Raw genomic sequence first — 13,084 nt, forward strand, 5'->3', positions numbered from 1 at the left:
CATCGATAACGCATCTCAAGGAGAGACACATGACTGAAGCGAAAAAGCCCGATTGGCGGCTGGAAACCATAGCCGTGCACGGCGGCTACCGTCCCGACCCGACCACGCGCGCCGTGGCCGTGCCGATCTACCAGACCGTGGCCTATGCCTTTGACGACACCCAGCACGGCGCGGACCTGTTCGACCTGAAAGTCCCGGGCAACATCTACACCCGCATCATGAACCCGACCACCGACGTGCTGGAGCAGCGCGTGGCGGCCCTGGAAGGCGGCATCGCCGCGCTGGCGCTGGCCTCGGGCCAGGCCGCGGTGACCTACGCGATCCTGACCATCGCCGAAGCCGGCGACAACATCATCTCGTCCAGCACGCTGTATGGCGGCACCTACAACCTGTTCGCCCACACGCTGCCGCAGTACGGCATTACCACGCGCTTTGCCAACCCCAGCGACCTGGCCGCCTTCGAAGCGCAGATCGATGACCGCACCAAAGCCATCTTCGCCGAGTCCGTGGGCAACCCGCTGGGCAATATCACCGACATCGCCGCGCTGGCCGAACTGGCCCACCGCCATGGCCTGCCGCTGATCGTCGACAACACCGTGCCCTCGCCGTACCTGCTGCGTCCCATCGAGCACGGCGCCGACATTGTGGTGCAGTCGCTGACCAAGTACCTGGGTGGCCACGGCACCAGCCTGGGCGGCGCCATCATCGACTCGGGCAAGTTCCCCTGGGCCGAGCACAAGGCCCGCTTCAAGCGCCTGAACGAACCGGACATCAGCTACCACGGCGTGGTGTACACGGAGGCCTTCGGCCCGGCCGCGTACATCGGCCGCGCCCGCGTGGTGCCGCTGCGCAATACGGGCGCCGCGATTTCCCCGTTCAACTCGTTCCAGATCCTGCAAGGCATCGAGACGCTGGCGCTGCGCGTGGACCGCATCGTCGAAAACGCCGTCAAGGTGGCCCGCTACCTGCGCGAGCACGCTAAGGTGGAATGGGTCAACTACGCCGGCCTGCCGGACCATCCCGACCACGCACTGGTGCAAAAGTACCTGGGCGGCAAGGCGCCGGGCCTGTTCACGTTTGGCGTGAAGGGCGGCCGCGAGGCCGGCGCGCGCTTCCAGGACGCGCTGCAACTGTTCACCCGCCTGGTCAACATCGGCGACGCCAAGTCGCTGGCGACCCATCCGGCGTCCACCACCCACCGCCAGCTCAACCCCGAAGAGCTGCAAAAGGCCGGCGTGCGCGAAGAAACGGTGCGCCTGTCCATCGGCATCGAGCATATCGACGACCTGCTGGCGGATCTGGACCAGGCCCTGGCGCAGGTGTAATCGGCATGACGATGCTTCACCGCAGAACCTTGTTGAAGCTGGCCGCGGGCTTGCCCGCGCTGGCGGCCGCGCCCGCCATCGCGGCGGCGCCGTCCGCCGCCCGCGCCAAGACCTACGTGCTAGCGCACGGCTCCTGGCACGGCGGCTGGTGCTGGCGTCCCGTGGCCGACCGGCTGCAGGCGGCCGGCCACCGCGTCCATGCACCCAGCTTCACCGGCATGGGCGACCGGGCGCACCTGCTCAATCCGGCCATCACCATCGACACCTTCGTCGAAGACCTGGTGCAGGTGATCCAGTCCGAAGAACTGAACGACGTGATCCTGGTCGGCCACAGCTTCGGCGGCATTCCGATCTCGGGCGTGGCCGATCGCATTCCCGAGCGCTTGGCGCACCTGGTGTATTTCGATTCCATCGTGCTGCAAAGCGGCCAGAATGCGTTTTCGGTGTATCCCAAGGCGGATGCCGATGCCCGCATCGCGGCGGCATCCAAGGCCACCAACGGCCTGGCCGTGCCGATCCCCGATCCGCTGCCCGCAGCCTGGGGATTCAAACCCGGCAGCGCCGACGAGGCCTGGGTCAAGCGGCGCCTGACGGCGCATCCGCTGGCCAGCTACACCACGCCGCTGACACTCAAGCATCCCATCGGCAACGGCCGTCCGCGCACCTACATCCACTGCACGCAGCCCGAACTGCCGGTGCTGGAAGAATCGCGCAAGCTGGTGAAGTCGCAGCAGGGCTGGAACTGGATCGACATCGCCGCCCCGCACGAAGCCCACATCACCCATCCCGCGCTGCTGGCGGATCTGCTGCTGGGCTTGTCGTGACCGGGCGGGCGCTCGCTCGATAGCGGGTTCAGGCAAGGGCGCCCGGCAACGGGCGCCCTTTGCGCCAGGACGACGGCGCCATGCCTTCGGTGCGCTGGAACACTCGGCTGAACGCGGCCTGCGAGCGGTAGCCCACCTGTTCGGCCGTATCCTGGATGCCCACGCCCTGCGACAGCAGGCGCCGCGCCACCCGCATGCGCAGCAATTGCAGCAATTGCGCGGGTGTGGTGCCGCTGTGCAGCGTGAAGCGGCGGTGGAAGGTCGCCTTGGACATGTGCACGTGGCGCGCCATGTCGTCCATGCTCCAGGGGGCCGCCGGCCGCGCCAGGATCGCCTGCAACAAACCCGCCATGGCGGGGTCTCGCGCCAGCACGAACAGGCCGTAGGCGTGGCGGTCGTGGATGGCCAGATGGCGCAGCATGAAGAAGATCAGCATGTCCGTCAGGCGCTCCAGCACCACGGGCGACGCGCCGCCGTCGCGCGCGGTCTCGCCCAGGATCAGGTCGAACACGCCGCGCGCGCTGGCGTAGCGGGCATCCTGGGCGCGCAGCAGCAGCACGTCGGGCAGGGTGTCGGCCAGCAGATCGGCCAGACCCGGGCGAAACTGGAAAAAGCCGCAGGCCAGTCCCGTGCCGTCGGGCTGCGGGGGCGACAGCGGCTGCATCGCCGTGCAGGCCGGCGCGCCCGGTTCGGGCGGGTCCAGCGGCGTCAGCGCATGCGGCAGGTCGCGCAGGAAGAACACGCCGTCGCCGGCCGACAGCGTCAGCGCTTCGTGCGCGCCGCCCAGGTCGACCCGGCAGCGCCCGTGCAGGATCAGGTGAAAGCTGGCGCGCGCCCGGCCGCTGGTGCTGGCGGACCAATTGCCGCAATACTGGCCCAGGTGATACAAGCTGGATTGGACTTCCAGGCTGGACAGCAGCAGGGCGTCGACGGCGGCTTGATCGGTGTTCGGGGCGGAAAGAGGCTGCATGGTGGCGTCAGGACAGGGCGTTGGCCGCGCGGTCTGATACGGCGCGACGACCGGAGCAGTTTGGCGGGATGATGCGGCAGGCGCCTGGTTATATAGGCATAGCTGAAAGTCGATAAGATCGAGCATCAGCTTGCGATCCCCGTGCATTGTCGCGCGGGCCAGGGCCACCGCACAATCGTGTTTTCATTGAACGCCCTGCAGGAGACTCTCATGGCCCGTCTGCCCATCCACACCGCGCAAAGCGCGCCCGAACCCACCCGCGCGGCGCTTGCCGCCGCGGAGCAGGGCGCCGGTTATCTGTCGAACCTGCTGGGCGTGCTGGCCAGTGCGCCGGCGGCGCTCGAAGCCTACCAGACGCTGTCGCAGATCAACGCCCGCGCCGGGCTGACGTTGCAAGAGCGTGAAGTGGTGCAACTGGTCGCCGGCGCCCGCCACGGTTGCACCTTCTGCGTGGCGGGGCACACCGCGCTGGCGCGCAACAAGGCCAAGCTGCCGCCCGCAGTCGTCGATGCGCTGCGCGCCCAGGGCGTGCTGCCCGATGCCCGGCTGCAGGCGCTGGCGGCCTTTACCGAAGCCGTCATCCAGACGCGCGGTCGCGTCAGCGACGAGGCGCTGCAAGCCTTGCGCGGGGCCGGCTACACCGACGGCAACGCGCTGGAAGTGATCCTGGGCGTGGGGCTGGCCACGATCTGCAACTTCGCCAACAACCTGGCGCAGACGCCGCTGAACGAACAACTGAGCGCCTACGCCTGGAGCGGCGCCCAATGACGGCGCGGCAATCCGATCTGCTGACGCCCGACCTGACCGCCTGGCTGGACCAGCACGCCGGCGCGCTGGACGATGGCAGCCAGGACCCGGCCAGCGTGCTGCCGCGCCTGGCCGCGGCGGGCGTGTTCCGCCAGGGCGTGCCGCAGGCGCTGGGCGGTCTGCCGGGCACCGATATCGGCGACGCCATCGAAGCCGTCTCCCAAGTGGCCGAGCACTCCGTGGCCGGCGCCTTCGTCGCCTGGGGCCAGCGGGTCTTCATCGAATACCTGCTGCGCAGCCCCAACGCCGCGCTGGCGCAGGCCTGGCTGGCGCCGCTGCTGGCGGGCGAACAGGCCGGCGCCACCGCGCTGTCCAACGCCATGAAGTTCCTCAGCGGCATCGAATCGCTGCAGATCAGCGCGCGCCAGGACGGCGCGCAATGGGTGCTGGATGGCCGCATGCCGTGGGTCACCAACCTGCGCAAGCAAGGCTTCCTGGTGGCCGCGGCGGTCTCGGCGCCGGATGGCACGCCGGCCGTGGTTGCCTTGCCGCATGATATCGACGGCCTGGCGCGCAGCGCCGACCTGGACCTGCTGGCGTTGCAATCGAGCAATACCGCGGCGCTGGACGTGCGCGGCGTGCGCATCGGCCCCGAGTGGCTGATCCATCCCGATGCGCGCCAGTACCTGCCGCAGGCGCGGCCGGCCTTCGCCGGCCTGCAATGCGGCCTGTCCATCGGCCTGGCGCGGCGCGCGTTGCGGGCGGCCATCGAAGTGGGGCAGGGCCAGGCCTCGCGCGGTATCCTGGGCCAGCCCTTGCAAGCGCTGGCGGGGCAGTTGGATGACCTGACCGCGCGGCTGATCGCCGGCGTGCGCAGCGAGCGCTTCGTGGCCGAGCCCTGGGCTTTGTTCGAACTGCGCATCGGGCTGGCCGAGATCGCCAGCCAGGCGGTGCAGCTGGAGCTGCAGGCCAGCGGCGGCGCGGCCTACCTGAAGCCCGCGGGCAATGGCTTCGCGCGGCGCTGGCGCGAGGCCGCCTTCCTGCCCATCGTCACGCCCAGCCTGGTGCAGCTGAAAACCGAACTGGCCAAGCGCCAGGCCCGGCTGGCGGCCGAGGGCGCCGCATGAGCGCGCCGCCGCGCCCCGTATTGCAGGCCAGCGGCTTGGCGCTGCGCTACCCCGGCGCGCCGGCCGACGTGTTCCAGGGCGTGGATCTGGCGCTGGACCGCGGCGAAGTGGTGGCGGTGCTGGGCGCCAGCGGGGCGGGCAAGTCCAGCCTGCTGCGCGTGCTGGCGGGGTTGCAGCCGGCGAGTGCCGGATCGCTGCTGATGGAAGGCGCGCCGCTGACCGGCGTGCACCCGCGCGTGGCGGTGGCGTTCCAGGACCCCAGCCTGCTGCCGTGGCTGTCGCTGGAACGCAATGTGGCGTTCGGGCTGGATTTCAAGCATCAGCCGGCGCTGACCGCCGCGCAACGCCGCTTGCGCGTGGATCAGGCCATCGACGAGGTCGGGCTGTCGCACGCACGGCAATTGCGTCCGGAGCAGCTGTCCGGCGGCATGGCCCAACGCACCGCGTTGGCGCGCTGCCTGGCGCGCCAGCCGTCGGTGCTGCTGCTGGACGAACCCTTCGGCGCGCTGGACGAAGTCACCCGGGGCGAGATGCAGGCCCTGCTGCGCAAGGTGGTGGCCGACTTCCATACCGCCGCGGTGCTGATCACCCACGATATCGACGAAGCGCTGCTGCTGGCCGACCGCATCGTGCTGCTGGGCGGCGCGCCGGGACGCATCCTGGGCGTGTGGCCGGTGGACCTGCCACAGCCGCGCGCCGACCTGTTGCCGGAAATGGGCGCGCGGCGCCTGGAAATCCTGACCCGTCTGCGCAGCGCGCTACGGGCTGTTCGCGGTCAAACCTCTCTGGAGCCTATCGATGTGCCTTGAACACATGTCGCGTCGCGACTGGTTGAAACTCTCGGCCCTGCTGACCGTTGGCGGCGCGGCCCCCTTGCTGTCCGCCTTCGATGCGCGGGCGCAAAGCGAGCCCGATGCCCCCGTGCGCATCGGCTACCTGCCCATCACCGACGCCGCGCCACTGCTGGTGGCGCACAACAACGGCCTGTTCGACAAAGCCGGCGTCAAGGCCGAAAAGCCCACGCTGCTGCGCAGCTGGGCGCAGGTAATCGAAGCCTTCATTTCCGGCCAGGTGAACGTAGTGCACCTGCTGTCGCCCATGACGGTGTGGGCGCGCTTCGGCAGTCAGGTGCCGGCCAAGGTGGTGGCCTGGAACCACGTGGGCGGCTCCGGCCTGACCGTGGCCCCGGCCATCAACAGCGTCAAGGAACTGGGCGGCAAGACCGTCGCGATTCCGTTCTGGTATTCCATCCACAACGTCATGCTGCAGTACCTGCTGCGCGAGAACGGCCTGACGCCCGTGTCGCGCAAGGACGCGGGCGTGGCGACCAACGAGGTCAACCTGGTCGTCATGGCGCCGGCCGACATGCCGCCGGCCCTGGCGCAGAACCGCATTGCCGGCTATATCGTGGCCGAGCCCTTCAACGCCGTGGCCGAGACGCTGGGCGTGGGCAAGGTGCTGCGCTTTACCGGCGACATCTGGCGCAACCATGCGTGCTGCGTCGTCTTCATGCACGAGCGCGACCTGCAACAGCGCCCCGAGTGGTCGCAAAAGGTGGTGGACGCCATCGTCCAGGCCCAGCTGTGGATTCGCGGCAACCGCGAAGAAACCGCCAAGCTGCTGTCCAAGGAAGGTATCAACCGCTACACGCCCCATGCCTTGCCCGCCCTGAGCAAGGTGCTGGCGCCGCCGCCGTCCGACCGCGAGCAATACCTGGCCAGCGGCGCGATTCGCCACGCCGCCTGGGACGAGCGCCGCATCGACTTCCAGCCGTATCCGTTCCCCAGCTACACCGAGGAACTGGTGCGCCGGTTGCGCGACACGCTGATCGAGGCGGACCGGGGCTTTCTGGCCAGCCTGGATCCGGCGCGCGCCGCGGCCGAGCTGGTCGACGACCGTTTCGTCAAACGCGCCATCGAGGCGACGGGCGGCTTGCAGCGCTTCGGCTTTCCGGGTGCCTACCAGCGGACCGAGACGGTGCAGGCGTGACGGCGCGCGAGTCCTTGAGCGCGATGCACGGGGAACCGTCGACCGCGCAGCACGCCGCCGCGAGCACTGCAGGTTCCAACGCAGCCGCGCCGCGCTGGCAAGGGTATGCCGCGCGCTTCGGCCTGGGCTTGGGCGGCCTGACGGCGGTGCTGGCGCTGTGGTGGCTGGGCACCGAGGTGTTGGCCCCGGCCGGCGGCATGGCGCGGCGCTTTGCGCCGGGCGCCACGTTCGTCAGCCTGGGCCAGTTGCTGACCGCGTCCGACCTGCCGATGCACGTGGCCGTGAGCCTGCGCCGCATCGCGGTGGGCCTGGGGCTGGCGTTGGCTATCGGCGTGCCGCTCGGCCTGGCCATCGGCAGCTACCGGCGCCTGGAGGCCGCCTTGTCGCCCGCCATGCAGTTTCTGCGCATGATTTCGCCGCTGTCCTGGATGCCGATTGCCGTGATGGTGTTCGGGGTGGGCGACGATCCGGTCTATTTCCTGCTGACCTTCGCCGCCGTCTGGCCCATCGTACTGAACACGGCGGCCGGCGTGCAGCAGCTGGACGCGCGCTGGCTGCAACTGGCGCAAAGCGTGGCCGCGACCCGCTGGGAGACGCTGCACCACGTGATCCTGCCGGGCGTGCTGGGCCACATCCTGACCGGCGTGCGGCTGGCTATCGGCATTTTGTGGATCGTGTTGGTGCCGTGCGAGATGCTGGGCGTTTCGGCCGGGATGGGCTATTTCATCCTGGATACGCGGGATCGCCTGGCGTATTCCGAGCTGATGGCGATGGTGCTGCTGATCGGCGTGCTGGGCTTCCTGCTGGACGCCGCGGCGCGCGGGCTGTATCGCTATTGGCGAGGCGGGTAGGGCGGGCCGGCGGATAGGCGGCCCCGTCGGGACACTGCGGTGCAGTGCCTACTTGCGCGCGCTCTTGCCGCTGGTGGGGCAGATCACGCCGCGCAGCTTGCGTTGCACCGGGTCGCGCGCCACGGGCGCGTTGGATATGCCGGCCACCGGGATCGATTCCACCAGGCCGCCCGTGGCGTTGGCGCCGGCGTAATGCTGGGTCTCGGTCACGGTGTAGGTGTTGTTGCTGCAGTTCATGACCACGGGCTGCGTTACCGAGCCATAGGGCTGGCCGTTGGCTTCGGACACGCGCGGCTGCGCATAGAACCAGGCCACCGTCACCCGCATCACCACGGGCCGCTCGGACATCTGCGCGACCGATTCCTTGTCGTAGAACACGCCCGGCATGGCTTGGGAATCGACGGGCTGCCAGTCGGGTCCGGAGCCGAACACGATGCCCGCCACGCTGGGGTCGCGCGGCACGATATTGACGGCGCAGGCGTTGGCCGGAATCGGGTCTCCCTCGCGCACCGTCACCGCCTCGCACACGTCGGCCGGCTGGGCCGGTTCGGCAGTGGCCTGGGCCCAGGCCGGCCCCGCCAGCATGGCCAGTACCAGTGTGAGATGCGCTTGCCTTGCTGTCATGGAGCATTCCCTATGCAACGTCAATGGAATTGATCAGCCAGTATAGAGAAGAGTACGCCCGGCCGCCCGAAGGCCGGGCAGCCCCCTCGGGGGCAGCAAGCACGCAGTGCGTCGCGGGGGGGGGCACCCATTCTTCTCTTGTTATAGTCACGTCCGTTCATGACAAGACGTGGCGCGGCCGGGCGCCGACCGGGTTCGGGGGAGAAGGCGATAGCAATGAACATCAGGGTGCTCGCCGGCGCGGCTGCCATTGCCGTGACGGGCGTGCTGGCCTACGGCTTCTATCAATGGGTCCCCGAGGGGCAGCCCTTGAACCGCAGCGAGGTCATCGGCGAACTCGACGGCCCGCCGCTGGCCGGCTATTCGCGCACGCGCCTGTACCGCTACGACTCCCGCCAGTTCCTGGTCGGCCAGCTGATCACGAGCCCTCGCGATGTGGGCGGGCTGCTCCAGGCGCCCGTGCTGGACGCCTTGCCGCCCGCGCAAGGCGACCGCCTGTTGCTGGCCGCCGCGGCTGCGGGCGAGGTGCGCAACGTGGTCTACGGCGGCCGCGACAACGGCCGCTACGCGCTGTTGGGGTCCAACGGCGGCGATACCGGCGTGACCCTGATCTCCACGCCGCACGGCCAGACGCTGTACCTGGTTGCCGCGTCGTCGCGTACAGGGGGATCGCCCGCCGACGGCACCGTCAGCGCAGGCCCGGCTGCCACGGTCCCTCCCGTCATCACCAACACCCTGCGCTCCGATGACCAAGGCGCCACCTGGCATCACGAGCCCGACGTGACGCTGGGCGCGCCGCTGCGCCATGCCGCGTTCCTGACCGAGCAGCGCGTCGTGGCGCTGGAGGACGGTCCCGATGGCGCGCGCCTGCTGCACAGCGAAGACGGTGCGCGCCATTGGTCCGGGGTCTCGCTGCTGCAGCAGGTCTGGCCCGACGCCGATCGCTATGGCAAGGCCTTGCGCGAGCAGGCGGCCAAGGCGCAAGGCCAGGGCGAGACGCTGGCCTACCGCTGGTCGCTGTATCCGCTGGCGCCCGACCAGGCGGTCGGCTGGAGCTGGCGCGAACGCGGCGGTCCGGCCTTGACCCAGCGCATTGAAACCCGGCGTTTTGAAGTCCGGTTCCAGGACGGCGCGCCGCCCGCGTTCCGCGTCGCGCCGGTGCCGCCGCCGGTGCCCGCCCAGGCTTCCGACGGCCAGGCGGTGTTGGGCCAACCCGTCTTCGAGACCGCCGGCAGCCGCATCTACCGGCTGGACCCGGCAAACCGGAACTGGCATGCCCTGGGCGCCATGCCGACCGTGCGCGGGGAGCGCACCTGGATCGGCCAGGCCTGGTTCGGCCGCAACGGCTGGGTGGTCCAGACCTATGCCGACCACCTGTTCTCGTTCGGCGACTACACCCGCACCTACTTCCATACGCCTGACCAGGGCCGCAGCTGGCGCCCGTTCCAGTTGTCGCCGGACCAGGAGCGCGGTCTGTTGGGCCTGGACGCGGCGGGCGAGGGCTTGCTGGTGCATACCGAACGCAACGGCAAGACGGTCATCCTGCGCTATGCGCTGGACGAAGCGGGGCGCGGGCGTTGACGCTGAACCTGCGCCTGGCCGAGGAATCCGACCGGCCCGCGCTGCGCGCCCTGTTCCTGGCCGTGCGCCGCGATACCTATATCTGGCAGGCGCCCGCCAGCTTCGAGCTGGCGGATTTCGATGCGCAAACCGAAGGCGAGCGGCTGTTCGCCGCGTTCGATGGCAACGGGCGCGTGGCCGGTTTCCTGTCGCTGTGGGAGCCCGACAGATTTATTCATCATCTGTATGTGGGCCGGCCGTGGCAGCGGCGCGGGGTGGGGCAGGCGCTGCTGCGCGCCTTGCCGGGCTGGCCCGCCACGCGCTACCGGCTAAAGTGCCTGCGCCTGAATGCAGGCGCGCTGGCGTTCTACCGCACCTGCGGCTTTGCCGCCATCGGCTCGGGCGTGTCCGAAGACGGCGAATACGTGCTGCTGGAATCGGGCCTGGCGCCAGCAGCCTGACCGCAGATGCGGCGCAGGGGCGTCGCGGCAACTGTGGCCGGCCTCACTCGGGCAGCACGTAGTCCGGATAGCGCTTGCAGATCTCTGCCACCTGGCTGAGCGTGCCCGACAGGTGTTCGCGCAGCGCCTGCTGGGCACGCGGCGCGTCCTGCGCGGCAATTGCGTCCAGCACCCGCTGGTGGTCGTCCATGATGCGTTCGGCCTTGCCGGCTTCCGGCAGGTGCAGGCGCCGCAGGCGGTCCAGGTGGCCGCTGTAGCGCTGCGCCATGTGCCACAACCCGATCATGCCCGCAGCCTCGTGCATGTCGCGGTGGAAGGCCTGGTCGGCATCCATGAACGGCTGCGGCTGGCCGTTGGCGTGGCTGACGCGCTGGCGGTCGATGCTGGCCTGCAGCCGCTGGATCAGCAGCGGATCGGGCCGCTGCGCCAGGATGTGCGCGATCTCCAGCTCCAGCGAGCGGCGCAGGAAGTGGGCCTGGCGCGCCGCCGCGATGTCGATGCGGCTGACTACGGTGGTGTGTTGCGGATAGATCTCGACCAGCGCTTCCTCGGCCAGCTTCATCAGCGCGTCGCGGATCGGCGTCTGGCTCAGGCCATAGGCCTCGGCCAGCGTCACGCGCGACAGCGGCGCGCCCGGCGCCAGCTCCAGCGAGACGATCTGTTCGCGGAGATGTTCGAAGACCTGCGGCGCGGCGTGCCGCGAGCGATCCAGTCTGAGCTTTTGGCTGTGCATCGAAGCGCAATTCGGTAAGGGCGGTGGAACGGGAGTGTAGCGGGTTTCTCCCTAGCTGACGCACTAATGTATTAGTGTTTAAATGACTTGTCCACGATTCCGCTTTCTCTCTTTTCCTCTACCTGCCCATGAAACGCACCTACGAAAGCCTGCGCAGCGCCGCCTGGATGGCCAAAGACGACCTGCGCTCGTTCGGCCACCGCTCCCGCATGATGCAAATGGGCTATGCGCCCGACGACTGGGTCGGCCGCCCCATCATCGCCATCATCAATACCTGGTCCGACCTCAATCCCTGTCACAGCCACTTCAAGCAGCGGGTCGAAGACGTCAAGCGCGGCGTCTTCCAGGCCGGCGGTTTTCCGGTGGAACTGCCCGCCATCTCGGTGTCGGAATCGTTCGTCAAGCCCACCACCATGCTCTACCGCAACATGCTGGCCATGGAAGCCGAAGAGCTGCTGCGCAGCCATCCGGTGGACGGCGCCGTGCTGCTGGGCGGTTGCGACAAGACCACGCCGGGCCTGCTCATGGGCGCCATCAGCGCCGGGTTGCCCTGCGTCTACGTGCCCGCCGGTCCCATGCTGCGCGGCAACTGGAAGGGCAAGATCCTGGGCTCCGGGTCCGACGCCTGGAAACTCTGGGACGAACGCCGCGCCGGCAAGATCACGCAAGAACAATGGACCGAAGTCGAGGGCGGCATCGCCCGCAGCTACGGCACCTGCATGACAATGGGCACGGCCAGCACCATGACCGCCATCGCCGAAGCCATCGGCATGACGCTGCCGGGCGCCTCGTCCATTCCCGCGGCCGACGTCGGCCACATGCGCATGTCGGCCGAATGCGGCCGCCGCATCGTCGACATGGTCTGGGAAGACCTGACGCCGCAGCGCATCCTGACGCTGGCCTCGTTCAAGAACGCCATCAACGTGGCCATGGCCATGGGCTGCTCCACCAACGCCATCGTGCACCTGGTAGCCATGTCGCGCCGCGCCGGCCATCCGGTGGGGCTGGACGACTTCGACGCCGCCAGCCGCAAAGTGCCCGTCATCGCCAATATCCGGCCCAGCGGCGACAAGTACCTGATGGAAGACTTCTACTACGCCGGCGGCCTGCCGGCGCTGATGTCGCGCCTGGAAGGCCACCTGGACCTGTCCGCCCTGACCGTCACCGGCAAGACGCTGGGCGAGAACATCGCCGGCGCCGAGGTCTACAACGACGACGTCATCCGCAAGCTGGACACCGCCATCTACGACGAAGGCGCCCTGGCCGTGCTGCGCGGCAATATCGCGCCCGATGGCTGCGTCATCAAGCCCAGCGCCTGCGCGCCGCAATATCTGCAGCACACCGGCCCCGCGCTGGTGTTCGACGACTACCCCAGCATGAAGGCCGCGGTCGACGACGAAAACCTGGATGTCACCGCCGACCACATCATGATCCTGCGCAACGCCGGGCCGCAGGGCGGGCCGGGCATGCCGGAATGGGGCATGCTGCCCATCCCCACCAAGCTGGTCAAGCAGGGCGTGCGCGACATGCTGCGCCTGTCCGATGCCCGCATGAGCGGCACCAGCTACGGCGCCTGCATCCTGCATGCCGCGCCCGAGGCCTATATCGGCGGTCCGCTGGCGCTGGTCAAGACCGGCGACCTGATCACCGTCGACGTGCCGGCCCGCAGCATCCACCTGAACGTCAGCGACGAAGAGCTGGCCGCGCGCCGCGCCGCCTGGACCCCGCCGCCCAAGCGCTACGAGCGCGGCTACGGCTGGATGTACTCGCAACACATCCTGCAGGCCAACGAGGGTTGCGACTTCGACTTCCTGGAAACCAGCTTCGGCGCGCCCGTGCCCGAACCCGAAATCTTCTGAACCCTGTTTCCGCC

General features: G+C 69.1%; 13 protein-coding genes. 10 read left to right on the top strand and 3 right to left on the bottom strand.

Features of this window, described 5'->3' with window-relative positions; genetic code table 11:
- Positions 1 to 29 precede the first annotated feature (29 nt).
- Together A9974_RS18570 and A9974_RS18575 are read left to right on the top strand one after the other, a co-directional pair.
- Entirely contained in the window at positions 30 to 1,325 is a 1,296-nt protein-coding gene (locus A9974_RS18570; RefSeq protein WP_183005643.1) for an O-acetylhomoserine aminocarboxypropyltransferase/cysteine synthase family protein, read from the top strand.
- A gap of 5 nt (positions 1,326 to 1,330) precedes the next feature.
- A complete protein-coding gene (locus A9974_RS18575) occupies positions 1,331 to 2,149 on the top strand; it encodes an alpha/beta fold hydrolase (RefSeq protein WP_255468231.1) in 819 nt (272 codons plus the stop codon).
- 28 nt (positions 2,150 to 2,177) lie between these two features.
- Here the strand turns inward: A9974_RS18575 and A9974_RS18580 are convergent, their stop codons facing one another.
- Positions 2,178 to 3,119 (bottom strand): AraC family transcriptional regulator, encoded by a 942-nt coding sequence (locus A9974_RS18580; RefSeq protein WP_183005644.1) that lies wholly within the window; start codon positions 3,117 to 3,119, stop codon positions 2,178 to 2,180.
- 210 nt (positions 3,120 to 3,329) lie between these two features.
- On the opposite strand from A9974_RS18580, the gene A9974_RS18585 reads away from it, so the two are divergent.
- From A9974_RS18585 to A9974_RS18605, 5 genes are read left to right on the top strand one after another with little or no spacing between them, the layout of a single operon-like run.
- Complete coding sequence (locus A9974_RS18585; RefSeq protein WP_183005645.1) at positions 3,330 to 3,887, top strand: carboxymuconolactone decarboxylase family protein; 558 nt, start codon at positions 3,330 to 3,332, stop codon at positions 3,885 to 3,887.
- A complete protein-coding gene (locus A9974_RS18590) occupies positions 3,884 to 4,993 on the top strand; it encodes an acyl-CoA dehydrogenase family protein (RefSeq protein WP_183005646.1) in 1,110 nt (369 codons plus the stop codon). The genes A9974_RS18585 and A9974_RS18590 overlap by 4 nt, the downstream gene beginning before the upstream one ends.
- Positions 4,990 to 5,802 (top strand): ABC transporter ATP-binding protein, encoded by an 813-nt coding sequence (locus A9974_RS18595; RefSeq protein WP_183005647.1) that lies wholly within the window; start codon positions 4,990 to 4,992, stop codon positions 5,800 to 5,802. Before A9974_RS18590 ends, A9974_RS18595 begins: the two co-directional genes overlap by 4 nt.
- Positions 5,792 to 6,982, top strand: a complete 1,191-nt coding sequence (locus tag A9974_RS18600; protein ID WP_183005648.1) for an ABC transporter substrate-binding protein — start codon at positions 5,792 to 5,794, stop codon at positions 6,980 to 6,982. Before A9974_RS18595 ends, A9974_RS18600 begins: the two co-directional genes overlap by 11 nt.
- A 23-nt stretch (positions 6,983 to 7,005) precedes the next feature.
- Positions 7,006 to 7,833, top strand: a complete 828-nt coding sequence (locus A9974_RS18605) for an ABC transporter permease (RefSeq protein ID WP_255468233.1) — start codon at positions 7,006 to 7,008, stop codon at positions 7,831 to 7,833.
- A 48-nt stretch (positions 7,834 to 7,881) separates the two neighbouring features.
- Here the strand turns inward: A9974_RS18605 and A9974_RS18610 are convergent, their stop codons facing one another.
- Positions 7,882 to 8,457, bottom strand: a complete 576-nt coding sequence (locus A9974_RS18610; RefSeq protein WP_183005649.1) for a surface-adhesin E family protein — start codon at positions 8,455 to 8,457, stop codon at positions 7,882 to 7,884.
- A 216-nt stretch (positions 8,458 to 8,673) separates the two neighbouring features.
- Between A9974_RS18610 and A9974_RS18615 the strand changes: the two genes are divergently transcribed.
- A complete protein-coding gene (locus A9974_RS18615; protein WP_183005650.1) occupies positions 8,674 to 10,038 on the top strand; it encodes a hypothetical protein in 1,365 nt (454 codons plus the stop codon).
- Entirely contained in the window at positions 10,035 to 10,478 is a 444-nt protein-coding gene (locus A9974_RS18620) for a GNAT family N-acetyltransferase (RefSeq protein ID WP_183005651.1), read from the top strand. The genes A9974_RS18615 and A9974_RS18620 overlap by 4 nt, the downstream gene beginning before the upstream one ends.
- Before the next feature lie 43 nt (positions 10,479 to 10,521).
- On the opposite strand, the gene A9974_RS18625 is transcribed toward A9974_RS18620, so the two are convergent.
- Positions 10,522 to 11,211: a GntR family transcriptional regulator gene (locus A9974_RS18625; protein WP_183005652.1), complete on the bottom strand. Its 690-nt coding sequence runs from the start codon at positions 11,209 to 11,211 to the stop codon at positions 10,522 to 10,524.
- Between the two features lie 128 nt (positions 11,212 to 11,339).
- On the opposite strand from A9974_RS18625, the gene araD reads away from it, so the two are divergent.
- Positions 11,340 to 13,070, top strand: coding sequence for an L-arabinonate dehydratase (gene araD / locus A9974_RS18630; RefSeq protein ID WP_183005653.1), 1,731 nt, complete (start codon positions 11,340 to 11,342; stop codon positions 13,068 to 13,070).
- Positions 13,071 to 13,084: the final 14 nt, after the last annotated feature.

The sequence above is a fragment of the Achromobacter sp. UMC71 genome, from assembly GCF_014170305.1.
Taxonomy (GTDB): Bacteria; Pseudomonadota; Gammaproteobacteria; order Burkholderiales; family Burkholderiaceae_B; genus Achromobacter.

Coding starts and splice junctions, on each gene's coding strand:
- A9974_RS18570 (WP_183005643.1), top strand. CDS start 30: ATGACTGAAGCGAAAAAGCCCGATTGGCGGCTGGAAACCATAGCCGTG.
- A9974_RS18575 (WP_255468231.1), top strand. CDS start 1,331: ATGACGATGCTTCACCGCAGAACCTTGTTGAAGCTGGCCGCGGGCTTG.
- A9974_RS18580 (WP_183005644.1), bottom strand. CDS start 3,119: ATGCAGCCTCTTTCCGCCCCGAACACCGATCAAGCCGCCGTCGACGCC.
- A9974_RS18585 (WP_183005645.1), top strand. CDS start 3,330: ATGGCCCGTCTGCCCATCCACACCGCGCAAAGCGCGCCCGAACCCACC.
- A9974_RS18590 (WP_183005646.1), top strand. CDS start 3,884: ATGACGGCGCGGCAATCCGATCTGCTGACGCCCGACCTGACCGCCTGG.
- A9974_RS18595 (WP_183005647.1), top strand. CDS start 4,990: ATGAGCGCGCCGCCGCGCCCCGTATTGCAGGCCAGCGGCTTGGCGCTG.
- A9974_RS18600 (WP_183005648.1), top strand. CDS start 5,792: ATGTGCCTTGAACACATGTCGCGTCGCGACTGGTTGAAACTCTCGGCC.
- A9974_RS18605 (WP_255468233.1), top strand. CDS start 7,006: ATGCACGGGGAACCGTCGACCGCGCAGCACGCCGCCGCGAGCACTGCA.
- A9974_RS18610 (WP_183005649.1), bottom strand. CDS start 8,457: ATGACAGCAAGGCAAGCGCATCTCACACTGGTACTGGCCATGCTGGCG.
- A9974_RS18615 (WP_183005650.1), top strand. CDS start 8,674: ATGAACATCAGGGTGCTCGCCGGCGCGGCTGCCATTGCCGTGACGGGC.
- A9974_RS18625 (WP_183005652.1), bottom strand. CDS start 11,211: ATGCACAGCCAAAAGCTCAGACTGGATCGCTCGCGGCACGCCGCGCCG.
- araD (WP_183005653.1), top strand. CDS start 11,340: ATGAAACGCACCTACGAAAGCCTGCGCAGCGCCGCCTGGATGGCCAAA.